Origin of the sequence: Pseudomonas sp. Pseusp3, assembly GCF_047304225.1 — a bacterium.
Lineage (GTDB): Bacteria > Pseudomonadota > Gammaproteobacteria > Pseudomonadales > Pseudomonadaceae > Aquipseudomonas > Aquipseudomonas fluorescens_CD.
In genome coordinates this window covers 1-26,466 of the sequence record NZ_JBGLYV010000047.1, presented here as the reverse complement: position 1 = coordinate 26,466, position 26,466 = coordinate 1, and the positions used below count along the sequence as shown (strand labels likewise).

At 59.2% G+C, this 26,466-nt stretch carries 24 protein-coding genes; 11 read left to right on the top strand and 13 right to left on the bottom strand.

The window, feature by feature from the left end; translation table 11 throughout:
- Positions 1 to 14 precede the first annotated feature (14 nt).
- From panC to dksA, 9 genes are all read right to left on the bottom strand, one after another.
- Entirely contained in the window at positions 15 to 875 is an 861-nt protein-coding gene (gene panC, locus ACCD00_RS17235; protein ID WP_413426307.1) for a pantoate--beta-alanine ligase, read from the bottom strand.
- The gene (gene panB / locus ACCD00_RS17230; RefSeq protein ID WP_413426305.1) at positions 872 to 1,672 is read right to left on the bottom strand and encodes a 3-methyl-2-oxobutanoate hydroxymethyltransferase; all 801 of its coding nucleotides are present in this window, start codon (positions 1,670 to 1,672) and stop codon (positions 872 to 874) included. Before panB ends, panC begins: the two co-directional genes overlap by 4 nt.
- A 277-nt stretch (positions 1,673 to 1,949) precedes the next feature.
- Entirely contained in the window at positions 1,950 to 2,435 is a 486-nt protein-coding gene (gene folK / locus ACCD00_RS17225; RefSeq protein WP_413426303.1) for a 2-amino-4-hydroxy-6-hydroxymethyldihydropteridine diphosphokinase, read from the bottom strand.
- Positions 2,436 to 2,438: 3 nt separating this feature from the next.
- A complete protein-coding gene (locus ACCD00_RS17220) occupies positions 2,439 to 3,839 on the bottom strand; it encodes a polynucleotide adenylyltransferase PcnB (RefSeq protein ID WP_007990946.1) in 1,401 nt (466 codons plus the stop codon).
- 802 nt (positions 3,840 to 4,641) lie between these two features.
- Positions 4,642 to 6,081, bottom strand: coding sequence for a sigma-54-dependent transcriptional regulator (locus tag ACCD00_RS17215; protein ID WP_413426301.1), 1,440 nt, complete (start codon positions 6,079 to 6,081; stop codon positions 4,642 to 4,644).
- 22 nt (positions 6,082 to 6,103) lie between these two features.
- A complete protein-coding gene (locus tag ACCD00_RS17210; RefSeq protein WP_007971103.1) occupies positions 6,104 to 9,058 on the bottom strand; it encodes a sensor histidine kinase in 2,955 nt (984 codons plus the stop codon).
- Positions 9,042 to 9,218, bottom strand: a complete 177-nt coding sequence (locus ACCD00_RS17205) for a hypothetical protein (protein ID WP_003176118.1) — start codon at positions 9,216 to 9,218, stop codon at positions 9,042 to 9,044. Before ACCD00_RS17205 ends, ACCD00_RS17210 begins: the two co-directional genes overlap by 17 nt.
- Positions 9,219 to 9,295: 77 nt before the next feature.
- Positions 9,296 to 10,192 (bottom strand): tRNA glutamyl-Q(34) synthetase GluQRS, encoded by an 897-nt coding sequence (gene gluQRS / locus ACCD00_RS17200; RefSeq protein WP_413426298.1) that lies wholly within the window; start codon positions 10,190 to 10,192, stop codon positions 9,296 to 9,298.
- 229 nt (positions 10,193 to 10,421) lie between these two features.
- Positions 10,422 to 10,862, bottom strand: a complete 441-nt coding sequence (gene dksA / locus ACCD00_RS17195) for an RNA polymerase-binding protein DksA (RefSeq protein ID WP_007995322.1) — start codon at positions 10,860 to 10,862, stop codon at positions 10,422 to 10,424.
- 335 nt (positions 10,863 to 11,197) lie between these two features.
- Between dksA and ACCD00_RS17190 the strand changes: the two genes are divergently transcribed.
- Together ACCD00_RS17190 and sfsA are read left to right on the top strand one after the other, a co-directional pair.
- The gene (locus ACCD00_RS17190; RefSeq protein WP_413426296.1) at positions 11,198 to 12,370 is read left to right on the top strand and encodes a pyridoxal phosphate-dependent aminotransferase; all 1,173 of its coding nucleotides are present in this window, start codon (positions 11,198 to 11,200) and stop codon (positions 12,368 to 12,370) included.
- Positions 12,370 to 13,083 (top strand): DNA/RNA nuclease SfsA, encoded by a 714-nt coding sequence (sfsA, locus tag ACCD00_RS17185; RefSeq protein WP_413426294.1) that lies wholly within the window; start codon positions 12,370 to 12,372, stop codon positions 13,081 to 13,083. The genes ACCD00_RS17190 and sfsA overlap by 1 nt, the downstream gene beginning before the upstream one ends.
- Here the strand turns inward: sfsA and ACCD00_RS17180 are convergent.
- From ACCD00_RS17180 to ACCD00_RS17165, 4 genes are all read right to left on the bottom strand, one after another.
- Complete coding sequence (locus ACCD00_RS17180) at positions 13,080 to 13,397, bottom strand: Rieske (2Fe-2S) protein (RefSeq protein ID WP_008020493.1); 318 nt, start codon at positions 13,395 to 13,397, stop codon at positions 13,080 to 13,082. The genes sfsA and ACCD00_RS17180 overlap by 4 nt on opposite strands.
- Before the next feature lie 489 nt (positions 13,398 to 13,886).
- On the bottom strand, positions 13,887 to 14,159 hold the full coding sequence (locus ACCD00_RS17175) for a TfoX/Sxy family protein (protein ID WP_008020494.1): 273 nt from the start codon (positions 14,157 to 14,159) through the stop codon (positions 13,887 to 13,889).
- A 245-nt stretch (positions 14,160 to 14,404) separates the two neighbouring features.
- On the bottom strand, positions 14,405 to 14,749 hold the full coding sequence (locus ACCD00_RS17170) for a pentapeptide repeat-containing protein (RefSeq protein WP_008020496.1): 345 nt from the start codon (positions 14,747 to 14,749) through the stop codon (positions 14,405 to 14,407).
- Positions 14,750 to 14,840: 91 nt separating this feature from the next.
- Complete coding sequence (locus tag ACCD00_RS17165; protein WP_413426291.1) at positions 14,841 to 16,397, bottom strand: AAA family ATPase; 1,557 nt, start codon at positions 16,395 to 16,397, stop codon at positions 14,841 to 14,843.
- A gap of 115 nt (positions 16,398 to 16,512) precedes the next feature.
- Here ACCD00_RS17165 and mrcB point away from each other — a divergent pair, with 115 nt between their 5' ends.
- From mrcB to msrQ, 9 genes are all read left to right on the top strand, one after another.
- A complete protein-coding gene (gene mrcB / locus ACCD00_RS17160; protein ID WP_413426289.1) occupies positions 16,513 to 18,831 on the top strand; it encodes a penicillin-binding protein 1B in 2,319 nt (772 codons plus the stop codon).
- A gap of 16 nt (positions 18,832 to 18,847) precedes the next feature.
- The gene (locus ACCD00_RS17155) at positions 18,848 to 19,585 is read left to right on the top strand and encodes a tetratricopeptide repeat protein (RefSeq protein WP_413426287.1); all 738 of its coding nucleotides are present in this window, start codon (positions 18,848 to 18,850) and stop codon (positions 19,583 to 19,585) included.
- On the top strand, positions 19,585 to 19,920 hold the full coding sequence (locus ACCD00_RS17150) for a YqcC family protein (protein WP_413426285.1): 336 nt from the start codon (positions 19,585 to 19,587) through the stop codon (positions 19,918 to 19,920). Before ACCD00_RS17155 ends, ACCD00_RS17150 begins: the two co-directional genes overlap by 1 nt.
- 483 nt (positions 19,921 to 20,403) lie before the next feature.
- Positions 20,404 to 22,128, top strand: a complete 1,725-nt coding sequence (locus tag ACCD00_RS17145; RefSeq protein WP_413426283.1) for an acetolactate synthase 3 large subunit — start codon at positions 20,404 to 20,406, stop codon at positions 22,126 to 22,128.
- A gap of 2 nt (positions 22,129 to 22,130) precedes the next feature.
- Positions 22,131 to 22,622, top strand: coding sequence for an acetolactate synthase small subunit (ilvN, locus tag ACCD00_RS17140; RefSeq protein WP_003205610.1), 492 nt, complete (start codon positions 22,131 to 22,133; stop codon positions 22,620 to 22,622).
- 45 nt (positions 22,623 to 22,667) lie between these two features.
- Positions 22,668 to 23,684 carry a ketol-acid reductoisomerase gene (gene ilvC, locus ACCD00_RS17135; RefSeq protein ID WP_003228216.1) on the top strand — a complete coding sequence of 339 codons (1,017 nt, stop codon included), beginning with the start codon at positions 22,668 to 22,670 and terminating at the stop codon, positions 23,682 to 23,684.
- A gap of 144 nt (positions 23,685 to 23,828) precedes the next feature.
- Positions 23,829 to 24,683, top strand: a complete 855-nt coding sequence (gene pssA, locus ACCD00_RS17130; protein ID WP_057400427.1) for a CDP-diacylglycerol--serine O-phosphatidyltransferase — start codon at positions 23,829 to 23,831, stop codon at positions 24,681 to 24,683.
- A 58-nt stretch (positions 24,684 to 24,741) separates the two neighbouring features.
- The gene (gene msrP, locus ACCD00_RS17125; protein ID WP_413426281.1) at positions 24,742 to 25,755 is read left to right on the top strand and encodes a protein-methionine-sulfoxide reductase catalytic subunit MsrP; all 1,014 of its coding nucleotides are present in this window, start codon (positions 24,742 to 24,744) and stop codon (positions 25,753 to 25,755) included.
- A complete protein-coding gene (msrQ, locus tag ACCD00_RS17120) occupies positions 25,755 to 26,375 on the top strand; it encodes a protein-methionine-sulfoxide reductase heme-binding subunit MsrQ (RefSeq protein ID WP_413426279.1) in 621 nt (206 codons plus the stop codon). The genes msrP and msrQ overlap by 1 nt, the downstream gene beginning before the upstream one ends.
- Positions 26,376 to 26,466 lie beyond the last annotated feature (91 nt).

Genomic DNA, 26,466 nt, shown 5'->3' with positions numbered 1-26,466 from the left:
GGGAATTTCGGTGATTAGATCGGCGCGTCGAGGTTCAGGTGCAGGTTGTCGATCAACCGCGTCGTCCCCAGGAACGCCGCCACCAGAATCACCAGGTCCCGATCTTCCGGCGTCGCCGGACGCAAGGTCAGGGCGTGGCGAATTTCCAGGTAATCCGGGCGCAGGCCGGCAGCTTCGAGCTGTTGCAATTTCACGCGGATCAACGCCGGGAAGTCGCGCTCACCTTGCTTGATCGCCCCGGCGATCTCGCTCAACGTGCGGTACACCGCCGGCGCCACAGCCCGCTGCTCTTCGTTGAGGAAACCGTTGCGCGACGACAGCGCCAGGCCATCGGCCGCCCTTACGGTCGGCTCACCGATGATCTGGATCGGCATGTTCAGGTCATGTACCAGTGCGCGAATCACCGCCAGTTGCTGGAAGTCTTTCTCGCCGAAAATCGCCAGGTCCGGCTGGACCATGTTGAACAGCTTGCTGACCACCGTCGCCACGCCTTCGAAATGCCCCGGCCGGCTGGCTCCGCACAGTCCTTCGGACAATTGCGGGACACTGACGCGGGTCTGGCCGGTCATGCCGTCGGGATACATCTCTTCAACAGTGGGGGCAAACAGCAGGTGGCAACCGGCCTGGAGCAGTTTTTCCTGGTCGGCGGCGAGGGTGCGCGGGTACTTGTCGAGGTCTTCGCCAGCACCGAATTGCAGCGGATTGACGAAAACGCTCGCCACCACGAAGTCCGCCCGTTGAGAGGCTTTGGTGACCAGCGCAACGTGACCGCTGTGCAGGTTGCCCATGGTCGGCACAAAGGCGATGCGCTTGCCTTCGCTACGGGCACGGGCCACGGCGGCCCGCAGTTCGCGTACGGTTTTTACGGTGTTCATGCAGAGAATCCGTGTTCGATCCCAGGGAAAGTTGCCGCTTTGACTTCAGTCACGTAGGCATTCAGTGCAGCTTCGATGCTGGTCTGGCCAGTCATGAAGTTTTTCACGAATTTTGGCATGCGGCCGGAAATGGACAGCCCCAGCATGTCGTGCAGAACCAGCACCTGGCCATCGGTGCCATTGCCGGCGCCAATACCAATCACCGGGATCTTCACCGCCTGGGTGATTTCTTCTGCCAGTTCGCTCGGGACGCACTCGAGCAGCAGCATTGCCGCGCCGGCCTGTTCCAGGGAGATCGCGTCGGCACGCATCTGCCGCGCCTGGTTTTCGTTGCGGCCCTGGACCTTGTAGCCGCCAAGGATGTTCACCGATTGCGGCGTCAGGCCCATGTGCGCGCATACAGGGATGCCGCGCTCGGCCAGCAGGCGGATCGAGTCGGCCAGCCACAAGGCCCCTTCAACCTTGACCATGTGCGCACCGGCCTGCATCAACAGCGCGCTGTTGGCCATGGCTTGCTCGGTGGTGGCGTAGGCCATGAAAGGCAGGTCGGCGAGGATCAGGGCGTCGCTGTTACCGCGTTTGACGGCAGCCACGTGGTAAGCCATTTCGGCAGTGGTGACAGGCAAGGTGCTGTCGTGGCCCTGCAAAACCATGCCGAGGGAGTCGCCCACCAGCAGCACTTCGACGCCGGCCTGATTGCAGGCATGGGCGAAGGTCGCGTCGTAGCAGGTCAGCATGGTGATCTTTTCACCTTTTTGCTTCAGACCTTGCAGGGTGGTCAGGGTAATGGCTGGCATGAAAAGTTCCTCATTCAGGCGCTGTGGAAACTACTGCGAGTAACGCGCGTGATTCTTCGTTAAATACAGGCGCACGCTCTTTTTGTCGTGCTTTTAAGGCCTGGATTGCGCCCTTGAACGCCGTGTTGGCGGCAGCGGGACGCCTATAGTCGTGAGGAGAACGAGGGAAGTCAATTGCGTGTGTTACCGCATTGTTACGGGTGGGGTGTTACCGGGGTAACTGATGCGATTCAGCAGTAGATCTTGTGCGCGACACAAAACCAATGTGGGATTTTGGTCAGTTCAGGGGAAGGCGTTCCAGGCCGACGAACGGGCATGCCATGAGCAGTTGGGCCAAAGTCCGGCCATCGGCCAGTTGCAGATCCGCAGGTGCCAATTCCGCCAGCGGATAAAGCACGAAGGCCCGTTCCTGCATGTGGTAATGGGGAACCTTGAGGCGCGGTTCGTCGATCAGGCGATCACCGAACAGCAGGATGTCGAGGTCCAGCGTGCGTGGCCCCCAGCGCTCGAGGCGCTCGCGACCCTGGCCGTTTTCAATGGCTTGCAAGGCATCCAGCAGTTCCAGCGGCGCCAGCGTGCTCTCAAGAGCAGCCACCGCATTGGTGTAGCGCGGTTGTCCGGGAAGCAGCGAGTCGCTTTGATAAAACGCAGAAACCCCGACCAGCTCCGATTGCGGCAAGTCCGCCAGCGCCTCGACGGCGCTGCGCAGTTGTTCGGCAGGGTCAGCCAGATTGCTGCCCATGCCGATGTAGATGCGTTCCATGGATTACTCGCCCGTAGTGCTCGAAGCACCGGCGGCGCGTTTGCGTTTGGATCCACCGCTGCGACGACGCTTGCGCGGGGCGCCGGTGCCTTCGTCCTTGCCGCTGAGGTCGCGAATCATGTCGCGGCGCTCACTGTCGTTGGCGTCCTGGTAGTCCGTCCACCATTCGCCCAGGCCGTCGGTCTGCTCGCCAGCGCTTTCGCGTAGCAACAGGAAGTCGTAGCCGGCGCGGAAGCGCGGATTGTCCAGCAACAGATCGGCACGCTTGCCGCTGCGGCGCGGCAGGCGTTCCTGCATATCCCAGATCTCGCGGATCGGCATGGTGAAGCGTTTCGGAATCGCGATCCGCTGGCACTGTTCGGCAATCAACTCGTGCGCCGCTTCCTGCATGGCTGGAATCGGTGGCATGCCACGCTCCTGCAGACGCAGGACCCGCGCCGGCAGGGCAGGCCAGAGCAGGGCAGCAAACAGGAACGCCGGGGTAACCGGTTTGTTCTGCTTGATCCGCAGGTCGGTATTGATCAGGGCTTCGCTGATCAGGGTGTGGGTGTACGTCGGGTTGTATTCCAGTGCTTCGGCGCTGGCCGGGAACAGTGGATCGAACAATTGCAGGTCGACCAGCATTTCAAACGTATCGGCGGCATGGCCGGAGAGGAACAGCTTGAGTACTTCTTCGAACAGGCGCGCCGACGGGATCTCGCGCAGCATCGGCGCCAGGTCGCGGATCGGTAGGGCGCTGTGTTTTTCGATGCCGAAGTTCAGCTTGGCGGCGAAACGCACGGCCCGCAGCATGCGTACCGGGTCTTCCTGATAGCGTTGCTTCGGATCGCCGATCAGGCGGATCAGGTGATTGCGGATGTCGTGTACGCCATTGGCGTAGTCAAGGATGCGTTCACTGACCGGATCGTAATACAGGGCATTGATGGTGAAGTCGCGACGTTGCGCGTCTTCTTCCAGGGTGCCATAGACGTTATCGCGCAAGATGCGCCCGCTTTCGTTGCGGGAGGACTGGTTGCTGTCTTCCTCGTCTTCGTTTTGCGGGTGATTGGCGCGGAAGGTCGCGACTTCGATGATTTCGCGGCCGAAGTGGATATGCACCAGTTTGAATCGGCGCCCGATGATTCGCGCGTTACGGAATTCGGCCCGTACCTGCTCGGGGGTGGCGCTGGTGGCGACGTCGAAATCTTTCGGTGTGATACCCAGCAGCATGTCGCGCACGCAACCGCCAACCAGGTAAGCCTGATAACCGGCGCTCTGCAGGCGTTCAACGATATTCACCGCGTAGCGGCTGAATTGCGCCTTCTGCAGCGAGTGTTGGCCGCTGTTGAGCACTTCAGGCGTGCTGCGAATGTGTTGCGTAGGACGCTTGGGAGAACGGAATGACTGGAACAGCTTCTTCAGCATGGGATGCACTGTTTGAAGGAATATTCGGCCATAACAGAAGAATGACCGCATGATGGGCGGGGATTCTAGCATTTAGTCGGGGGATGGTGTAGGACACTGTAGGAGCGAGCTTGCTCGCGATGGTCGTGAACGATTACGCGGAAAACCAGATGCCCAGTGTTGCCTGTGGGTTTTTCGCGAGCAAGCTCGCTCCTACAGGTACGGGTACAGGAAGCGGGTAGGGGGGAATCACAGAAACCACAAGGGGAGCCGAAGCTCCCCAAGAAGTAGTTGCATGCTCTATTTTTATTTTTGGTTTTGGGCTTCTTGTTTTTGTTGAGCGCCCTCGCCATGAAGTTTTCCTTCATGACCCTCCCAATCGGGAGCCAAGAGCAAACGGATTGCTTTGGTCGCTGAATTGCAGTGATCTTTCGATCCAACCAGTACAGGCTCTGTCTTGGGACAGTTTTTTGTTGTTCTCGGCCTGGTCGTGGGGCAAGCCCCAAATACAACGCCTCTCCAAAAGAATCAGTTAGCTGCGCCTCTCGCCGTCTTGTTTTTATTGTGCGTGAGTCGATACGTCTTATTTTTATTGTCTTGTGCATTGCTTGTTATTGTTCTTGTACCAAACATATAGCAGGGTGCGTGCCAACTTTTGCGAAACCCAATAAAACAAGGGGTTAGGCCGGTTTGAAGGTATTTCGAAGGCCAAAAAAAACCGGGGCTTCGTTACCGTAAGCCCCGGCTTCTGTTACGTGAAAAAGCTGAGGTAACAGTTTTTTCCACAAAGTCACGTGTTACCCGCACATCAGACAGGCGCGGTTCAGCTCTCGCTGGCCACCCCGGTCTTGCGCCGTGGAATGCCCAGGCGTTGACGGCGCTCCCACAGGCATTTGCGACTGACCCCGAGCTTGCGAGCCAGCTCGGTTTCGGTCATGTGGTCCTGATGCTCGAGAACGAAATGCTGGAAGTAATCTTCCAGGGAGAGGTCTTCGGTCGGCTCGTGGTTGTTGTTGCTGGCATTGCCGTTGCCCTGTTGTGGGGGCAGGCCAATGAACTCGTCGTCTTCCAGGTCACCCAGTTCGATGTCGATGCCCAGCAGTTCGGCAGAAATCTCCGGGCTTTCGCACAGGATAACGGCGCGCTCGACGGCGTTCTCCAGTTCACGAACGTTGCCCGGCCAGGAATAGTGACGAATGGCTTGCTCGGCATCTGCGGCAAACTTCAGGTCGGTGCGGTTGATTCGCGCGCTTTGCCGTGCGAGGAAGGCGTTGGCGATTTCGTTGACGTCGGCACCGCGTTCGCGCAGGGCTGGCAGCTTCAGCGCGATAACGTGGAGGCGATAATACAAGTCTTCGCGGAACTGGCCGATCTTCGCCAGGCTCTTGAGGTCGCGGTGAGTCGCTGCGATCAGGCGCACATCGACTTTTTGCGACTGCACCGAGCCCACGCGACGAATCTCGCCTTCCTGCAATACACGTAGCAGGCGAGCCTGGGCTTCCAGCGGCAGTTCGCCGATTTCATCGAGGAACAAGGTGCCGCCATCCGCCGCTTCCACCAGCCCGGCGCGCCCGGCGCTGGCGCCGGTGAATGCGCCCTTCTCGTGGCCGAACAGTTCGGATTCGATCAGGCTTTCCGGAATGGCCGCGCAGTTCACCGAAATCATCGGCGCCTTGGCGCGTTTGGACAGGTTGTGCAGGGCGCGCGCCACCAGCTCTTTACCGGTGCCCGATTCGCCCTGGATCAGAACGTTGGAATCGGTCGGCGCGACTTTGCGGATCTTGCCGTACAGGTCCTGCATCGGCGGGCACGAGCCGATAATGCCGATTTCACCGTTGCTGTTGTCGGTAGCGGATTTCACCGAACCGTTGGCAGCCTTGCCGGCAACCGCTTCACCACCGGCTTGTGCCGTTTGTCGGTCACGCAGGATTCGTGCGGCGGCTTGCAGCATTTCGTCGTGGTCGAATGGCTTGGCAATGTAATCCACTGCGCCCATTTTCATCGAGTCGACCGCCGAGCGCAGGCTGGCATAGCTGGTCATGATCAGCACTGGCGTGCCTTGGGCGAGCTTGATCAACTCCGTGCCAGGCGCACCCGGCAGGCGCAGGTCGCTGACGATCAGATCGAACGAGGGAATGGTGAAGCGTTCTTGTGCTTCCTGCACTGAACCGGCTTCGCTGACCTGGTACTGGTTACGTTCCAGCAGGCGGCGCAAGGCGGAGCGGATAATGGTTTCGTCTTCGACGATCAAAATGTGCGGCATTGATTCGATACTCTCGACGGTCTCAGTTCACAGCGGACGTCGCTTCGACATGACGCGGCAAGGTAACCCTGATTCGGGTGCCGCGTTGGCTTTGAACATCAGCCGGGCTGTCGATGGTGATTTGTCCATAATGCTCTTCAACGATGGAATAGACCAGTGCAAGGCCCAGACCGGTGCCTTCGCCAGGGTCCTTGGTGGTGAAGAAAGGTTCGAACAATCGGTCCATGATGCTCGAGGGAATACCGCTGCCTTCGTCCTCCACGATCAGATCGACCGTGTGTTCGCCGGCTTCGCTCTTGACCCGTACCGCACTGCCGGGAGGCGAGGCGTCACGGGCGTTTGAAAGCAGGTTGATCAATACCTGGGCCAGCCGTTGCGGGTCGCCTTCGACCCAGTGTTCGGGGTCGCACAGGTTGTAGAACTGCACTTCGAAATTGCGTCGGTTCAGGGCCAGCAGGCCGATGGCATCCTGAGCTACTTCGGCCAGACAGACGGGCTCGTCACTGTGTTGATGGCTGCCGGCATGGGCAAAGCTCATCAGCGACTGGACAATGCGCGATACGCGTTTGGTCTGTTCGAGGATCTGGCCGCTGATTTCCTTCAGCTCACCGTCTTCTTCCCGTTCTTCGCGCAGGTTCTGCGCCAGGCACGCGATACCGGTGATCGGGTTGCCGATTTCATGGGCTACGCCGGCCGCCAGTCGACCGATGCTGGCCAGGCGCTCGGAGTGCACCAGCTTATCCTCGAGCATCTGGGTTTCGGTCAGGTCCTCGACCAGCAATACCAGGCCGCTGTTGCCCGGTGCCAGTGGCTCATCGATGGCCGCTTTGTGCAGGTTCAGCCAGCGGGTCTGGCCATCGAGGGCCAGGTGCTGTTTGTGCAAGTGCTCGTCCGGCAGATTGATGAAACCTTGCAGCAGTTCTTTCCATGGGTCGGCAATGGTACTCAGGCGCGAACCGACCACGCGCTGCGCAGCGATGCCGGTGAGTTCCTCCATGGCCTTGTTCCACATGAGGATTTCCTGATCCTTGGCCAGCGAGCAAACGCCCATTGGCAATTCCTGCAGGGTCTGGCGGTGATAGCGGCGCAGGGCATCGAGTTCGGCGGCCAGGCCTGTCAGGCGCGAGTGGTAGTCCTCGAGACGGCTTTCGATGAAGTGAATGTCTTCGGTGACGTAGTTTTCGCCGCCGGCCTTGTATGGCAGGAACGTCTCGACCATGTCCTGGGCCACGCTCGGCCCCATCAGGCCGGAGAGGTTGGCTTCGATGCGGTCACGCAAGCGGCGCAGGGCATACGGCCGGCGTTCGTCGAAGGGCAGATAGAGGTCGCGCAGTGCTTGTTCCACTTCCTTCTGCGCCGCTTTTGCACCCAATGGTTTTGCGAGCTGTGTGGCGAATTCCTGGGGCGAGGCGGCGTGCAGTTCCCGGCGTTGCGGGCGGCGAACGTTATCCACGGCACAGGCTTCGGCAGCGCTGGCTTCTTCGGTGCTGGCGTTGGTGAATAGCGAGATCAGGGTGAACATCAGCACGTTGGCCGCCAGCGAGGCAATCGCTGCCATGTGCCAGCTGGTGTCATCCAGCACGTAGATCATGTTCAGCAGCGGAATGTAGAAGCCTTGCAGATTGCCGACCAGCGGCAGCAGCATGGTCACCAGCCACACCAGAATCCCCGCCAGCAAACCGGCAATGAAACCGCGGCGGTTGGCGGTCGGCCAATACAGGACCGAGAGCACACCCGGCAGGAACTGCAAGGTGGCGACGAACGCGACAATGCCGAGGTTGGCCAGGTCCTGTTCTGCACCGAGCATCAGGTAGAAGCCATAGCCGGCCATGATGATCGCGACAATCAGCGCCCGGCGGGTCCACTTCAGCCAGCGGTAGATGTTGCCTTCGGCCGGTGGCTGGTACAGCGGCAGCACCAGGTGGTTCAAGGCCATTCCGGACAGTGCCAGCGTAGTGACGATGATCAGGCCGCTGGCGGCGGAGAGCCCGCCGACGTACGCCAGCAACGCCAGTGCCTTGCTGTTGGCGGCAATGCCGATGCCCAGGGTGAAGTATTCCGGATTGGTGGTGGCGCCCAGTTTCAGGCCGGCCCAGAGAATCAGCGGCACCGCCAGGCTCATCAGCAGCAGGAACAGCGGCAGGCCCCAGCTCGCACTGACCAGCGAGCGCGGGTTGAGGTTCTCGGTAAAGGTCATGTGATACATGTGCGGCATCACGATCGCCGAGGCGAAGAACACCAGCAACAGCGTACGCCACGGGCCTTCCTGCAAAGGTGTGTGCAGGGCAGCGAGTGCGGTCTGGTTTTGCAGTAGCCAGAGCTCAAGTTGTTGCGGACCGTCGAACACGCCGTAAAGCGCATACAGCCCGACACCGCCGAGGGCGATCAGCTTGATCACCGACTCGAAGGCAATCGCAAACACCAGGCCTTCATGCTTCTCGCGGGTGGCGATGTGGCGGGAACCGAAGAAAATCGTGAACAGCGTAATCAATGCGCAGAAGCTCAGGGCCACGCGATTCTGCACCGGCTCGCGGGTGAGAATGCCGATGGAGTCGGCGACCGCCTGAATCTGCAAGGCCAGCAGCGGCAGTACGCCGACCAGCATGAAAATCGTGGTCAGCGCTCCGGCCCAGGTGCTGCGGAAGCGGAAGGCAAACAGGTCCGCCAAAGACGACAGTTGATAGGTGCGGGTGATCTTCAGGATCGGGTAGAGCAACACCGGCGCCAGCAGAAATGCCCCGGAGACACCCAGGTAACTGGACAGAAAACCGTAGCCATACTGATAGGCCAGGCCCACGGTGCCGTAAAACGCCCAGGCACTGGCGTAGACGCCCAGTGACAGGGTGTAGGTCAGCGGGTGGCGAATGATCGCCCGCGGGATCATGCCCCGTTCACTGATCCAGGCCACGCCGAACAGCACCGCCAGGTACGCGGCGCTGATCAGGATCATCTGGGTCAGGCTAAAGCTCATCGGCATCTTTTTGGCTCTGCAGGATGAAGGTCACGACGATCAGAATCAGCCAGAGCAGATAAGGGCGATACCAGGCGCCAGTGGCGTCGATCCACCAATCCATGATGGCCGGGGAAAACAGGTAAATCCCCACTACCAAAAGCAGGACCAAGCGATAGATGTACATCCCGGCCTCTCTTTTTTATGCGCGTGCCCGAAAACGTGCGGCGATGGTAACGGATGGGCGCGCCACTGCAAGTGCGATCACAATAGCTGTGCCTCGGGCAGGTTCAGTGTGCGCGGGATCAATGAAGCATCCCAGTGGGCAATGCCCCAGTTCAACACTTCCCGTGGCGTGGCGTAAGCCAGTTCGGTTCCCGGGTTCTGTCCCAGTGCCCGCAGCGCCCGCAGCAACAGCGGCGTTGCCTGATCCTCGGTCAACGGCGGCGAACGGTAGGATTTACCCAGTTTATTGCCATCAGGCTGAGTAATCAGCGGGATATGCAGATAACGCGGTTGAGGCAGGCCGAGCAGTTCCTGCAGGTAGAGCTGGCGGGGCGTGGAGTCCAGCAGGTCGGCACCCCGAACGATATCGGTGATGCCCTGCCAGGCATCGTCCAGGACCACGGCCAATTGGTAGGCGTAGAGCCCGTCGCGGCGGCGGATCACGAAGTCGCCGACTTCCCGGCCCAGGTGTTGGCGGTATTCGCCCTGCACCCGGTCGAGGAAGTGGTATTCCAGTTCCGGAACGCGCAGGCGGATGGCAGCATCGTCAGTGCCATGGCCGGCATTGCGGCACAGCCCCGGATAAATCCCGTTATACGGTTCCAGCTGTTTGCGTGAACAGGTGCAGGCGTAGGCCAGGCCGTGATTGAACAGGCGATCGATCACCTCGGCGTAGGCATCGTGCCGTTCGCTTTGGCGGACCAGGTCACCATCCCACTCGAAGCCATAGCTTTCCAGAGCCTTGAGAATGGCCGTCTGGGCGCCGGGTTCTTCACGGGGCGGATCAAGGTCTTCCATGCGCATCAGCCAGCGTCCGCCCACCGAGCGCGCGTCAAGGTAGGAGGCCAGCGCGGCGACCAGTGAACCAAAATGCAGGTGGCCGCTGGGCGTCGGGGCGAAACGCCCGATGTAGGTGGGGGAGGTGGTGGCGGTCATCAGGGCAAGGCTACTTATTCCAGGCGGTCGTCAGATTCCTGTAGGAGCGAGCTTGCTCGCGATTGCCGTCAACGATAACGCTGGGAGCCTGGTACCCCGCGGCGTTCTCAGGTTCATCGCGAGCAAGCTCGCTCCTACAGTGATGGCGATTTTAATCGCAACGGGCATCAGCGAATTTTGGAAACAAAAACGGAGCGTTCGCACGCTCCGTTCTTCGTTCAAGTCGCAATTATTTGCCGACTTGCTTTTCCTTGATTTCCGCCAGGGTCTTGCAGTCGATGCACAGGTCGGCGGTAGGGCGTGCTTCGAGGCGCTTGACACCAATTTCGATGCCGCAGGATTCACACCAGCCGTACTCTTCGTCTTCGATCAGCTGAAGGGTCTTGTCGATCTTCTTGATCAACTTGCGTTCACGATCGCGGGCACGCAGTTCGAGGGCGAATTCCTCTTCCTGGCTGGCACGGTCTGCCGGATCAGGAAAGTTGGCCGCTTCGTCCTTCATGTGGTCCACGGTCTTGTCGACACCTTCCATCAGCTCTTTTTTCCACTGATTCAGAACCTTGGTGAAGTGCTTGCGCATGGGCTCGCCCATGTACTCTTCGCCGGCTTTCTGAACATAGGGCTCGAAGCCGCTGATCGTCTGGTTTTGCTGCTTTGCTTGGGTGGACATGAAATAGACCGCCTCTACTCTTGTAATCCATCTGCGCAGGATTGCTCCATCACCGACACCTGCCGGCCCCGCGGCTGCAAGCGGGCGAACTTACCAGATCAACTCGGGCCGCGCTACTCCCGGATGTCGAGCTCGCGGCACATGGTGCTTGCCAATGATGACAAACCGTTGTCTGGTGGCTCTGGAACCCTGCTCAATTATTGATTTTAGTCAAACCTTGCGTAAGCGCTTGAGTCGTTTGTGGTCGGGGTTATAAGGCCTCTGACCGCTTTAGGTTCTCGCTCGTTCCTGCGCTTGGGTAGAATCGGCTTTTTTCCCCTGTTGAAGGAAGGCCAATGGCTCAGCCCTACAGTGCCCGCAGTCGCGCGATCGAACCTTTCCATGTCATGGCGCTGTTGGCGCGGGCCAATGAATTGCAGGCAGCCGGTCATGATGTGATCCACCTGGAAATCGGCGAGCCGGACTTCACCACCGCCGAACCGATCATCCAGGCCGGCCAGGCTGCGCTGGCGGCAGGGCGGACCCGTTATACCGCCGCGCGCGGTATTCCGGAGCTGCGCGAGGCCATCTCGGGCTTTTATCAGCAGCGTTATGGTTTGAACATCGACCCTCGGCGCATCCTCATCACCCCCGGCGGATCCGGCGCGTTGCTGCTGGCCAGCGCTTTGCTGGTAGACCCCGGTAAGCACTGGCTGCTGGCGGACCCGGGCTACCCGTGTAACCGGCATTTCCTGCGACTGGTGGAAGGCGCGGCACAACTGGTACCGGTCGGTCCCGATGTGCGTTATCAATTGACGCCCGGCCTGATCGAGCGTCATTGGGACCACGACAGCGTTGGCGCATTGGTGGCGTCACCGGCCAATCCGACCGGCACGATCCTGACCCGCGACGAGCTGGCGAAGCTGTCTGTCGCAATCAAGGAGCGTCACGGTCATCTGGTGGTCGACGAGATTTATCATGGCCTGACCTATGGCACCGATGCGGCCAGCGTGCTGGAAGTCGACGACAGTGCGTTCGTTCTGAATAGTTTTTCGAAGTATTTCGGGATGACCGGTTGGCGGCTGGGATGGCTGGTAGCCCCCGACGCTGCCGTCGGTGAGTTGGAAAAGCTCGCCCAGAATCTCTATATCAGTGCCCCAAGCATGGCGCAGTACGCTGCACTGGCGTGTTTCGAGCCAGCAACCATCAGCATTCTCGAAGAGCGTCGCGCCGAATTTGGCCGGCGTCGGGATTATCTGCTGCCGGCCTTGCGGGAAATGGGCTTCGGCATTGCGGTGGAGCCGGAGGGTGCTTTCTATTTGTACGCCGATATCAGCAAGTTCGGCGGCGATGCCTTCGCGTTCTGCAAACACTTTCTCGAAACCGAGCATGTGGCATTCACCCCGGGGCTGGATTTCGGGCGTTACCAGGCCGGGCATCATGTGCGGTTCGCCTATACGCAAAATCTCGAGCGTTTGCAGGAGGCGGTCGAGCGCATTGCCCGTGGGTTGCGGAGCTGGCAAGGCTGATGCGATTTCATCCTCCACTCGAAGAAGGTCGCCTGATTCGTCGTTACAAGCGTTTTCTCGCCGATATCGAAACCGTTGGCGGCGAGTTGTTGACCATTCACTGCCCGAATACCGGCTCGATGCTCAATTGTCAGGTCGAGGGCGGGCAGGTCTGGTTCAGCCGCTCCAACGACCCGAAACGAAAGTTGCCCGGCACTTGGGAGATCGGTGAAACCCCGCAAGGGCGGCTGTTTTGCGTGAACACCGCCCGGGCCAATGGTTTGGTCGAAGAGGCGCTACGCGCGGGCGTCATCACTGAGCTTAACGGCTTTACCGGGCTCAAGCGTGAAGTGGCTTATGGTCAGGAAAACAGTCGCATCGATTTTCGCCTTGATTACCCCGACGGGCCGGCCTACGTCGAAGTCAAAAGCGTGACCCTGGGCTTCGACGGTACGGCGGTGGCGGCGTTTCCCGATGCGGTCACCCAGCGTGGCGCCAAGCATCTGCGGGAGCTGGCCCATTTGGCCAGGGACGGTATTCGCGCGGTGCAGTTGTACTGCGTTTGCCTGACCGACATCGAGGCCGTTCGTCCGGCGCAGGAAATCGATGCGGCTTATGCGCAGGCCTTGCGTGAGGCGGTGGCCTGTGGGGTCGAAGTGCTGGCCTATGGCGTGCGCCTGACCCATGAAGAGATGGTGGTGGATCGACGTCTGGAAGTGTTGCCCGGCGGCTAAAGGCTGATCCAGATCCCTTGTTCATCTTCGCGACAGGCCACGGCGGTCAAGGCTTGCCCCGCGCAAGGGCCGGCGACGCATTCACCGTCTTCGATCAGGAACAGTGCGCCATGGGTGGCGCACTGGATCAGGCTGTTGCTGGGGTCGAGAAACTGGTCGGGATGCCACTCCAGACCGACTCCCCGGTGTGGGCAGCGATTGATGTAGACAAAAACCTGCCCGCTGCGACGCACCGCAAAAAGCTTTTGACCATCGATGTCGAACCCGCGGCTGCTGTCGTTGACCAGCACGGCGCCTGCGCAAAGCAACTTCATGTCTATCCTCGGTCCCGCAGCTCGTGACCGGAGATGTCCGAGCTTGATGGTTAAATGCTACAAATTATCAAATGACCGTCTTGCCCGCTGGGTACAAGTGTCTGTCGTCGAGGATACTTGGCCTGCTCCTTCGATGCCCGGGAAACCTTTAAAGGGAAGCTGTTTATGGGCTTGATCACCCGCGTCGCCGTGATCTGCATGGGGCATCCGTCACCTGATCCGGTAAGTACTTTTCCACAGGCAAAAAAAGACCCGGCAAGAGCCGGGTCAAATAACCGTGATTAGCCTGATGAGGAGATAATCTGAGAGTCCGAACCAAGGGCTTTTCAGAAAATCGACCAGTCTCGCGACCAGTTGTGATAATCATATCGATTCTCATTACCAAGTCAACCGCTGTTTCCCGAATTCTTTTCGAATTGCCGGATTTTCGACTGCAGGCCCCGTAATCATTGGGTGTCAGCTTGCAAGGCTTCAGTAAATTTTGTCGTATCAGTTCTTGTGGCGTGAAGAGATGGCTTCCAGTTGTCTGTTCAACGCCTCCTTGCGCTCAGCAGGTATGTCATTCCAGTGAACGTCCATCAGGGCGCCTTCGATTGCGTACAACAACACCTTGGACGCTCGAAAGCCGCGCGTACGCACGGCCCGATAAGCATCCACCGCCCCGAGGCGACGCAAGTCCGAAGCGCTATGGATGCCCACGGCATGCAGCCATTGCGCTGACGTCTTGCCAAGATTCTTCAGGTGTTGCAGTTCATCATTCATCAAGCCTCCTTGCGATGGCCGAATGGAGATCGTGGGCAATCTTCTGAGGAGTGTAGCCATCAGCAGGAAAAGCGTGATTGTTTGCTCGTTTTCGACGCAAATGCTTCTAAGAGGCGAGTATTGGCAGTGTGTGAAAAGTCTGCGAACGCGGGAGGAAGAGGCGGGGAACAATCAGGAATTACGGGTGAATATGCCCCGCAGTCCAGCGCAATGTGGGCGCTGGACGTGTCAGTCAGCGACGTTGATCAGCGGGTGCGATAGCGCAATCGCGTGCCGAAGTTCATCGACATCAGGATTTCGTCGGCACTGAGTTCCACTGGAAAGTAGGCGCCGGAGATTTGCGCGTGGGCCAGGCTCGCGCCTTCCAGATTCGCCTTGCGAAAATCGATGCCGCGCAAGTCGGCGGAACGGAAGTAGGCGTCGCTGAAGTCCACGCCGTCAGCATTCAGCTCGCGCAGGTCCAGCCCCCGGAAGTCTCCACCCACCATATCGATGGGGCCATCCTTGGGGCGTTCACTGTTGAAGCCTCTGATGTCGTCTTTGTGCAGCAGGGCATAAAGCGGAGTGTCGAGAAGTTTCGGCTGGCTCATGTCGCATCACCTGATGGTTTTATGACGCCAGTATAGTGCCACTATTTGACAGTCGTGAAGCCAGTGCCGGCCTCACGACTGAAATAGTTTCCTACAGGCCTGGCAGGCGCTGGCGAATCTGTGCCACAACGGTATCGAGAGTCCCGCTTTCATTGGTCTGCACACGCTTGCTGCAGAGGATTTCCGCGGGCGTCAGCGCTTCACGGCTGGCTTGCTGGGCTGCGATAACAGCCAGGGTGGCGTCGGACGGGTCTTTTTTGTCTGCCTGGCGCACAGCCAGCCAGCTTTCGATCACGGCCTGTGGCGCATTGCAGTCGAGAATCAGGAACGGTGCGCCGGTGGCCTCGGCCACCTTCGCGGCGCTGTCACGCTGATCACGCTTGAGGTAAGTGGCATCGACCACCACCGGGAAGCCCGCACGCAGAATGACGTCGGCAATTTCGTGCAGGCGGGCATAGGTCGCTGCGCTGGCGTCGGCACTATAGATGCCGGCCTGTACGTCATTCTCGACGGTTTGCTCGCCGAACAGACGCTTGCGCTCGACATCGGAGCGCAGGCGAATCGCGCCCAGGGCTTCGACCAGGCGCATGGCGACATGGCTCTTGCCGACGGCGGAAACGCCGTGGGTAATGGCCATGAAGCGCGAAGGAATGGTGCTGTAGCTTTCCGCCAGGTTGGCGTAGTTGCGGTACTGGCGCAGGGTTGTGGCGCGCTGCACGGCAGTCGCTTCTGCCGGCATGCTGAACAGGGCGACTTTGGCGCGAACCAGTGCGCGGTAGGCTTTGTAGAAGTTCAGCAGTTCAAGGCCGCGATAGTCGCCGGTCAGCTCCAGGTACTGGCTGATGAAACGACGCGCGAGGCACTTCAGGCCGCGATCTTCCAGGTCCATGGCCAGGAAGCCGGTGTCGGCATAAACGTCGGTAAAGCGAAACGGTTCGTTGAATTCGATGCAGTCGAAGATCACGACCTTGCCATCGATCACGGTCGCGTTGCCCAAGTGGATATCACCGTGGCATTCACGAATGAAACCTTCGGCCTTGCGCTGGGCGAACAGTGGTTTGAGGCGCTCGAAGCTGCTTTCGGCCCAGGCTTGCAGGGCGTCGAGTTGCAGCAGGTCGGTTTTGTCGCTGAGGAACGGACGAATCTGTTCGAAGTTCTGCCGCACCGGCGCCATGACGCTGTCCGGGGTGCCGGCTTCATGCTCGGCTGGCACTTTCGGTGCGCTGAGGTGGAAGCGGGCAATTTGTTCGGCCATCTCGTCGATGTGTGCGGTGGTCAGTTCACCATTGGCCTGAAGGGTGCTCAGCAATCCGTTTTGCGGGAACTGGCGCATCTTCAGGACATATTCGATGGCCGGGCCTTCGCCGCCCAGTTGCGGAGCCTCGGCGCTACCGGTGACGGGCAGCACTTCGAGGTACAGATCGTCAGTCAGGCGCTGGTTCAGGCGCAGCTCTTCAGTGCAAAAGTGTTCGCGAGCTTCAAGGCTGGTGAAGTCGAGAAATCCGAAATTGACCGGTTTCTTCACTTTATAAGCGAAGGGGCCTGTGAGAACGACCCAGGAAATATGGGTTTCGATGACCTGGAATCCGTCTACGGGATGCGGGTAGAGGGCAGGGTTTTGCAGGGCAGCGATCAGGGACTGGCTCACAGGCGATCCTTCAGAGTCTGGAAAATCAAGGCGGCCATTATGGCCGTAACTCCGCTTGGCGCAAACCTCGGAGCGCTCCTGTCGGGTATGAATAAAGTGCGTATAATCCGCCGCCATGACTCGTACTCGAACTCCCCGCACCCAAAAAAAACCACCCTCCAGAGGCCTGCGCCCATGGTTGGGCTGGGCCATTAAACTCAGTCTGGTCGGCCTGGTAGTGCTGGCCGGATTCGCCGTTTACCTTGATGCAATTGTCCAGGAGAAGTTCTCCGGCAAGCGCTGGACCATTCCGGCCAAGGTTTACGCGCGCCCGCTCGAGCTGTTCGTCGGACAAAAGCTGAGCAGGGACGATTTCCTCACCGAGCTCGATGCCCTGGGCTATCGCCGTGAAAGTGTGGCTAACGGTCCGGGTGCGGCGTCGGTCAACGGTAATACCGTTGACCTGAACACCCGTGGTTTCCAGTTCTATGAAGGCATGGAGCAAGCGCAGCCGGTGCGCGTGCGTTTCTCTGGCGATTACGTGGCGGAACTGTCGGGAGCAAAGGACTCGAAGCTTTCCGTGGTGCGCCTGGAACCGCTGTTGATCGGCGGTCTGTACCCGAAAAACCTCGAAGACCGGATCCTGATCAAGATCGATCAAGTGCCGCCGTACTTGCTTGAAACGCTGGTGGCTGTCGAGGACCGCGATTTTTATCATCACTTTGGTGTTTCGCCGAAGTCGATCGCCCGTGCAATCTGGGTCAACGGTGCGGCCGGCCGCATGCGTCAGGGCGGCAGTACGCTGACTCAGCAGTTGGTCAAAAACTTCTACCTGACCAACGAGCGCAGCCTGAGCCGAAAACTCACCGAAGCGATGATGGCGCTGCTGCTTGAGCTGCATTACGACAAGCGCGAAATCCTCGAGGCTTACCTCAACGAGGTGTTTATCGGGCAGGACGGTCAGCGCGCGGTGCACGGTTTCGGTCTGGCCAGCCAGTTCTTCTTCAGCCAGCCACTGGCCGAACTCAAGCTGCATCAGGTCGCACTGCTGGTGGGCATGGTCAAAGGGCCTTCTTCCTATAACCCGCGTCGTAATCCAGAGCGTGCCCTTGAGCGGCGCAATCTGGTGCTCGATGTCCTGCAAGAGCAGGGCGTCGCGACTGCCGAGCAGGTTGAGGCCGCGAAGAAAATGCCGCTGGGGGTGACCACGCGCGGCAGTCTGGCGGACAGCTCGTTCCCCGGCTTCCTCGATCTGGTCAAGCGTCAATTGCGCGAAGACTATCGCGACGAAGACTTGACCGAGGAAGGTCTGCGGATCTTCACCAGTTTCGACCCGATCCTGCAGATGAAGGCCGAGGCGTCGGTCAACGACACCTTCAAGCGCCTGGCCGGGCGCAAGGGTTCCGATGACGTCGAAGCGGCAATGGTGGTGACCAACCCGGAGACCGGCGAAGTACAGGCCATGATCGGCAGTCGCCAGGCCAGCTTTGCCGGGTTCAACCGGGCGCTGGATGCGGTACGGCCGATCGGCTCGCTGATCAAGCCTGCGGTTTATCTGACTGCGCTGGAGAAGCCTAGCCAGTACACATTGACCAGTTGGCTGTCGGACGAATCCTTCTCGGTCAAGGGCGCCGACGGCCAGGTCTGGAAACCGCAGAACTACGATCGTCGTTCTCACGGTACCGTCTTCCTTTATCAAGGCCTGGCGCATTCCTACAACCTGTCGACCGCGCGTCTCGGTCTGGCGGTCGGCGTGCCGAACGTCCTGAAGACGCTGGCGCGCCTGGGTGTGACTCGTGAGTTCCCGGCCTTCCCGTCGATGTTGCTCGGCGCTGGCGGCATGACGCCTATCGAAGTCGCGACCATGTACCAGACCCTCGCCAATGGAGGCTTCAATACGCCGATGCGCGGGATCCGTAGCGTGCTGACTGCCGAGGGCGAGCCGCTCAAGCGTTATCCGTTCCAGATTCAGCAGCGTTTCGATCCGGCCTCCATTTACCTGATCCAGAGCGCCATGCAGCGTGTGATGCGTGAAGGTACTGGCAGCTCGGTTTATAACGTGTTGCCAAGGACTCTGACCCTGGCGGGTAAAACCGGTACCAGTAACGACTCGCGGGACAGTTGGTTTGCCGGTTTCAGCCAGGACTTGCTGGCGGTGGTCTGGCTGGGTCGCGACGACAACGGCAAGACGCCATTCACTGGCGCCACCGGGGCCTTGCAGGTCTGGACCAGCTTCATGCGCAAGGCCGATCCACTTCCCCTGGACATGCCACAGCCGGACAATATCGTTCAGGCCTGGGTTGATTCGCGAACCGGGCAAGGTTCTGATGCCGGTTGCCCCGGTGCCGTGCAGATGCCGTATATTCGCGGCAGCGAACCGCCTCCCGGCGCCGCCTGCGGTGGTGAAAACCCTGCCGAGACGGTGATGGATTGGGTCAAGGGCTGGATGAATTAAGCAAAGAGGGCTTCAAGTGAACAAGTGGTTGATTCCAGCGGTTGCCGCCGTAGCTTTGCTCAGCGGTTGCTCCACCGTACAACGTGGCTCGATTCCGGTTGTGGATTCCGGCACCGCCGTGTCCAACAGTGAGCGGATCTCGGCCAATGGCGGCTTCCGCCAGACGACCGTCAAGCGCCCTGCACAAGGTCAGGCGCGGGCCCAGGCGATTCCGCAAGGTGACAGCGGCGTCGTGGTGATGGTGCCAGGGGCTGCAACGACTTCAACGCCGATCAGCACCACGCCGATCACCCCGGGTCCGATCACGCCGGGGCCGATTGACACGTCGCCGATCCAGTCGGCGCCGCTCAATCAGGGCAGCTACATCATGCCGTCGTCGCCAAGCGGTATTCCGTCAGCCAGTTCGGGTGGGCTGTCTGCCGACGAGCAACTCGACGGCCCGGTATTGGCTCTGCTGACCACGGCTCAACAGCAGCAGGTGAGCGGTGATCTCAATGGTGCCTCCTCCAGTCTCGAGCGCGCCCAGCGCGTTGCTCCGCGTGAACCGCAGGTGCTTTACCGTCTGGCGCAGGTGCGGATGGCTCAAGGCGATGCGGCCCAGGCCGAGCAGTTCGCTCGCCGCGGGCTGACCTTTGCCAATGGTCGTCCAGCCCTTCAGGCGAACTTGTGGGAACTGATTGGCCAGTCGCGTGAAAAACAGGGTGACTCCCAGGGCGCGGCATTGGCTCGTCAGAAGGCCAAGGTAACGCTGTGATGGATACGCGCTTTCTGAAAATCGCCGATCAACTGCTGTTGATCGAGCGCGAATTGCGCGTGCAAGGATGGTGGGATGAAGTCTCGCCATCTGCTGAAGCGCTTTCCAGCGTCGAACCGTTTTCGGTCGATACACTGGATTTCGAGCAATGGCTGCAATGGATCTTCCTGCCACGCATGAAGATGATCCTCGAGCAGAATTTGCCGCTACCCAATGCTTCGGGCATTCAGGAAATGGCCGAAATGGTCTTTGCCGGACGCAATGTCCAGGGCAAGGATTGGCAGTTGCAGGAATTGCTCAAACAGTTTGATCAACTGATCACAGCGTCTCGCTGAGCCAGAAGCTGCCAGCGTCCGCTGGCAGTTGTCCACAATCTCTCGCTATTTTGTCGGCCGTTGCAGCCTAAGTGCATGCGCGTGCCAATTTTTTGCCAAAACTTGCGCAATTGAAGCTAACACACAGCGGATTTACAGGTTTTTTCTTGCGTTCTCATGTGCTTACTAGAATAAAGCTCATAGACGACTTGACTTGCGAAGGGCGAAACAGAAGAATCCAAAGTCCGCTGTACAGGGACTGCCAGAAGCAGACCCTCTCAGCAGATCATGAGGCGCATATCCGCGTCGACCTGTTACACCCGCAACGCGTTACCTCGCGCTGGGTGGGAAAGGCCCGCAACACTTGGGACGATCCCAATACTTGCTCAGTCAGTGCTGACGTAGTCGGCGACCACCGTCGCTCATGCTCTGCTGAGAAGTAAACCTATTAAGACCCGTCCCATTTTTCGTGGGCGGTATTCTGGCGTTTTAGAGGTGAGCAACGTGGAGCTTTTATCTGGCGGTGAGATGCTCGTCCGCTTTTTGCGCGACGAAGGCGTCAAATATATCTACGGGTACCCGGGTGGTGCTCTTCTTCATGTCTACGATGCCCTGTTCAAAGAACCGGAAGTGACCCACATCCTGGTTCGTCACGAGCAAGCGGCTACCCATATGGCTGACGGCTACGCCCGTGCCACCGGTAAAGCCGGCGTGGTGCTGGTGACTTCCGGTCCGGGTGCAACCAACGCCATCACCGGTATCGCCACGGCCTACATGGACTCCATTCCGATGGTGATCATTTCCGGCCAGGTTCCGAGCACCATGGTCGGCACCGATGCTTTCCAGGAAACCGACATGATCGGTATCTCCCGGCCAATCGTGAAGCACAGCTTCATGATCAAGCATGCGTCGGAAATCCCGGAAGTCATGAAGAAGGCGTTCTACCTGGCGCAATCCGGTCGTCCTGGCCCGGTCGTTGTCGATATCCCGAAAGACATGACCAACCCGGCCGAGAAGTTCGAATACGTCTTCCCGAAAAAGGCCAAGCTGCGTTCCTACAGCCCGGCTGTTCGCGGTCACTCCGGTCAAATCCGCAAGGCGGCAGAAATGCTTCTGGCGGCCAAGCGTCCTGTGTTGTACTCGGGCGGCGGCGTGATCCTCGGCGGTGGTTCCGCACCACTGACCGAACTGGCGAAGATGCTTAACCTGCCAGTGACCAATACCCTGATGGGCCTCGGTGGCTACCCTGGCACCGACCGTCAGTTCATCGGCATGCTCGGCATGCACGGCAGCTACACCGCCAACCTGGCGATGCACCATGCTGACGTGATCCTCGCTGTCGGTGCGCGTTTCGACGACCGTGTCATCAATGGCGCGTCGAAGTTCTGCCCGAACGCCAAGATCATCCACATCGACATCGACCCGGCTTCGATCTCCAAGACCATCAAGGCCGACGTGCCAATCGTTGGTCCGGTTGAGAGTGTCCTGACCGAAATGGTCGCGATCCTCAAGGAAATCGGCGAGACCCCGAACAAGGAGTCCGTGGCCAGCTGGTGGAAGCAGGTTGATGAGTGGCGTGGTGACGGCGATCTGTTCCCGTACGACAAGGGCGACGGCAGCAAGATCAAGCCGCAAACCGTGATCGAAACCCTGTGCGAAGTGACCAAGGGCGATGCCTTTGTGACCTCCGACGTGGGCCAGCACCAGATGTTCGCTGCGCAGTACTACAAGTTCAACAAGCCGAACCGCTGGATCAACTCCGGTGGCCTGGGCACCATGGGCTTCGGTCTGCCGGCGGCCATGGGCATCGCCTTGAGCTTCCCTGACGCTGACGTTGCATGCGTCACCGGCGAGGGCAGTATCCAGATGAACATCCAGGAGCTGTCGACCTGCCTGCAATACGGTTTGCCGGTGAAGATCGTCATCCTCAACAACGGTGTGCTGGGGATGGTTCGCCAGTGGCAGGACATGAGCTACGGCAGCCGTCACTCGCATTCCTACATGGAATCGCTGCCTGATTTCGTCAAGCTGGCAGAGGCCTACGGCCACGTCGGCGTACGCATCACCGAATCGAAAGACTTGAAGTCGAAGATGGAAGAGGCGTTCGCCATGAAGGATCGCCTGGTGGTGATCGATATTTCGGTCGACACCAGCGAGCACGTCTACCCGATGCAGATCAAAGACGGCTCCATGCGCGATATGTGGCTGAGCAAGACGGAGCGTACCTAATCATGCGGCACATTATTTCCTTGCTTCTGGAAAACGAACCCGGTGCTCTGTCTCGTGTGGTTGGTCTGTTCTCGCAGCGCAACTACAACATCGAAAGCCTGACCGTGGCCCCAACCGAAGACCCGACCCTGTCGCGTCTGACGCTGACCACTGTCGGTCACGATGAGATCATCGAACAGATCACCAAGAACCTGAACAAGCTGATCGAAGTGGTAAAACTGGTCGACCTGTCGGAGAGTGCTCACATCGAGCGTGAACTGATGCTGGTCAAGGTCAAGGCCACCGGCGCCCAGCGCGCCGAGATCAAGCGCACTACCGATATTTACCGTGGACAGATCGTCGATGTCAGCGCCAGCGTGTATACCGTTCAACTGACCGGTACCAGCGACAAGCTCGACAGCTTCATTCAGTCCATTGGCACCGCCTCGATTCTGGAAACCGTCCGTAGTGGCGTGACCGGCATTGCCCGCGGCGACAAAGTACTCAGCATCTAAACCAAATTAGCGAACGGCCTGAACGGCCTGATATAGGGGAAATTCATGAAAGTTTTCTACGATAAAGACTGCGACCTGTCGATCATCCAGGGCAAGAAAGTTGCCATCATCGGTTACGGTTCCCAGGGTCACGCTCAAGCGTGCAACCTGAAAGATTCCGGCGTTGACGTGACTGTCGGCCTGCGTAAAGGTTCGGCTACCGTTGCCAAGGCAGAAGCCCACGGCCTGAAAGTGACCGACGTTGCTTCCGCTGTTGCAGCTGCCGACCTGGTCATGATCCTGACCCCGGACGAATTCCAGTCCTCCCTGTACAAGAACGAAATCGAGCCGAACATCAAGAAAGGTGCCACCCTGGCCTTCTCCCACGGCTTCGCGATCCACTACAACCAGGTTGTGCCGCGCGCTGACCTCGACGTGATCATGATCGCGCCGAAGGCTCCGGGCCACACCGTGCGTTCCGAGTTCGTGAAGGGCGGCGGTATCCCTGACCTGATCGCTATCTACCAGGACGCCTCGGGCAACGCCAAGAACGTCGCTCTGTCCTACGCTGCCGGCGTTGGCGGCGGTCGTACCGGCATCATCGAAACCACTTTCAAGGACGAGACTGAAACCGACCTGTTCGGCGAACAAGCCGTTCTGTGCGGCGGTACCGTTGAACTGGTCAAAGCCGGTTTCGAAACCCTGGTTGAAGCTGGCTACGCGCCGGAAATGGCCTACTTCGAGTGCCTGCACGAACTGAAGCTGATCGTTGACCTCATGTACGAAGGCGGTATCGCCAACATGAACTACTCGATCTCCAACAACGCCGAATACGGCGAGTACGTGACCGGCCCTGAAGTCATCAACGCCGAATCCCGTCAGGCCATGCGCAACGCCCTGAAACGTATTCAGGACGGCGAATACGCCAAGATGTTCATCAGCGAAGGCGCTACCGGCTATCCTTCGATGACCGCCAAGCGTCGTAACAACGCCGCTCACGGTATCGAAATCATCGGCGAGCAACTGCGCTCCATGATGCCGTGGATCGGTGCCAACAAGATCGTCGACAAAGCCAAAAACTAAGTCACGCGCTTGTACGGAAAACGCGGCTTAGGCCGCGTTTTTTCGTTTGGGAGGCCGGTTCTGGTATAAAGCTGCATCGTTTGTGGCCGAACCGTCGTCCCAGACACCTGTCCAAACTCTCCACCCCGTTGCAAGGTAATGTCCATGAGCGAACGCCCCGAAGAGCCAAACCAGGCTTCTGACGCCGAAAGCCTGCTGCCCATCGATGAACATGTCGAGGAAGGGCATGACGCTGAAGGTCGTAAAGTCCGGCATCGTGGTATCTATCTTCTGCCGAATCTGTTCACCACTGCGAACCTGTTCGCAGGGTTCTACTCCATCATCAACTCGATGAGCGCCCAGGCTGCCTTGAGCGCCGGCGACTCGGTGAATGCGAGCAAGTACTTTGCGTTTGCCGCCATCGCCATTTTCGTCGCGATGGTGCTCGACGGCCTTGATGGCCGGGTCGCGCGCATGACCAATACCCAGAGCGCCTTTGGTGCCGAGTACGACTCGCTGTCGGACATGGTCGCCTTTGGTGTTGCGCCGGCATTGCTGGCCTTCGGTTGGGCCTTGGGTGATATGGGCAAGGTTGGCTGGATGGTCGCCTTCGTTTATGTCGCGGGTGCGGCGTTGCGTCTCGCGCGTTTCAATACTCAGGTTGGTACGGCGGACAAACGTTACTTCATCGGCCTGGCCAGCCCGGCAGCGGCGGGTGTTGTTGCGGGCATCGTCTGGGCGTTCAGCGATTACGGTATCCAGGGCTCCAAGATGTCTTTCCTGGTGGCGCTGATGGTTGCTGCGGCCGGCATGCTGATGGTCAGCAACATCAAGTACAACAGCTTCAAGGAGCTGGACCTGAAGGGACGAGTGCCTTTCGTGGCGATTCTCGCTGTGGTGCTGGTCTTCGCAGTGGTGTTCAGTGATCCGCCGCGCATCCTGCTGCTGGTGTTTCTCGCCTACGCCGCCTCCGGTCCGGTTCAATACCTGTTACGCCTTCGCCGTAACAAGAGCGCGTAATTTCCCTCATACTCCGCAGTCTATGGGTGCATCTGTCCTCCAAAGCTGCGGAGTAACCATGCTGATCAAAGTCTCCAAAGCGTCCGACTGCCATGAGTCGGACGTCACGCCTGAATCCCTCTATCTGTCTCGACGCAAAGTGCTCGGTGCCACGGTTGCCGGCTTCGCTCTGGGCAGCCTGCCTCGGTGGGGTGTTGCCGGTGAGGCGGCGCGTTATCCGGATGTAGAGCCCGGCAAGGCGCCTGCCTGGTTCAGCGAAAAGCTTACGGCTACCCAGTGGGGCGCGGTCAACGTCAAGGATGAGGCGATCACGCCGTTCAAGGACGCGACCCACTACAACAACTTCTACGAGTTCGGCACCGACAAAGGTGATCCGGCCGCCAATGCCGGCGCGCTGAAGACGGAACCGTGGTCGGTGGTGGTGGACGGGGAGGTGGGCAAGCCTGGGCGTTATGCGCTGGAAGACTTCATGAAACCATATCAGCTGGAGGAGCGAATCTACCGACTGCGTTGCGTGGAGGCCTGGTCGATGGTCATTCCCTGGATCGGTTTTCCCCTCTCGGCTTTGCTCAAGGAGGTCGAGCCGACCTCGAAAGCCAGATTCATCCGCTTCGAAACCCTGCAGGATCCCAAGAGCATGCCGGGTCAGCGCTCCGGTTTTGCCTTGATCGACTGGCCGTATATAGAAGGGCTGCGTCTGGATGAGGCGATGAACCCGTTGGCGATTCTCGCGGTAGGCATGTACGGGCGTGAGTTGCCTAATCAAAACGGTGCGCCGCTGCGTCTGGTGGTACCTTGGAAATACGGTTTCAAGAGCATCAAGTCCATTGTGCGCATCAGTCTGGTCGACGAGCAGCCGAAAACCACCTGGCAGAGCATTGCGCCGGATGAATATGGCTTTTATGCGAACGTGAATCCCACCGTTGATCATCCTCGTTGGACTCAGGCTCGTGAACGCCGCCTGCCCAGTGGGTTGCTCAAACCCAATGTGCGCGACACGCAAATGTTCAACGGCTATTCAGAGGAAGTCGCCTCTCTATATACGGGGCTCGACCTGAGGGTGAATTACTGATGCGCTATCCGTTTTGGCGTATCGGCGTCTTTATCGTGGTGTTGGTGTGGCCGCTGCTGTGGTTGTACCAGGCCTGGGAAGATGTGCTTGGGCCGGATCCGGGTAAGGTGCTGGTCGATCGCTTGGGTTTGGGGGCGCTTGTTCTGCTGCTTGTAACGTTGAGCATGGCGCCTTTGCAGAAGCTCACCGGTTGGGCGGGGTGGAACTCCGTGCGGCGACAGCTGGGGTTGTGGTGTTTTGCCTATGTGCTGCTCCACCTCATTAGTTATTGCGCATTCATTCTTGGTTTTGACTGGTCACAGCTGGGTGTCGAGTTGCGCAAGCGGCCTTACATTATTGTCGGGGCGCTGGGTTTTGTTGGTTTGCTGGCATTGGCGGTGACGTCGAATCGATACAGTCAGCGGCGATTGGGTGCTCGCTGGAAGCAGTTGCATCGCCTGGCTTATGTGATTCTCGGGCTTGGATTGCTGCATATGCTCTGGATTGTGCGCGCCGACCTGAAGGAGTGGGCGATCTATGCCTCTATAGGTGCATTGCTGTTAGTGCTGCGGCTGCCGCCTTTAGCCCGTCGAATCCCGCGTTTAATGGCTAAAAAGGGCTCTTCTGCCAAAAAGGCGTAAATAGTGGTTGACGACAGATTCTGGAGGCCTATAATTCGCCCCACTTCCGGCGCAGTCGAAACGGAAAACTCCTTGGAAAACAAAGAGTTAC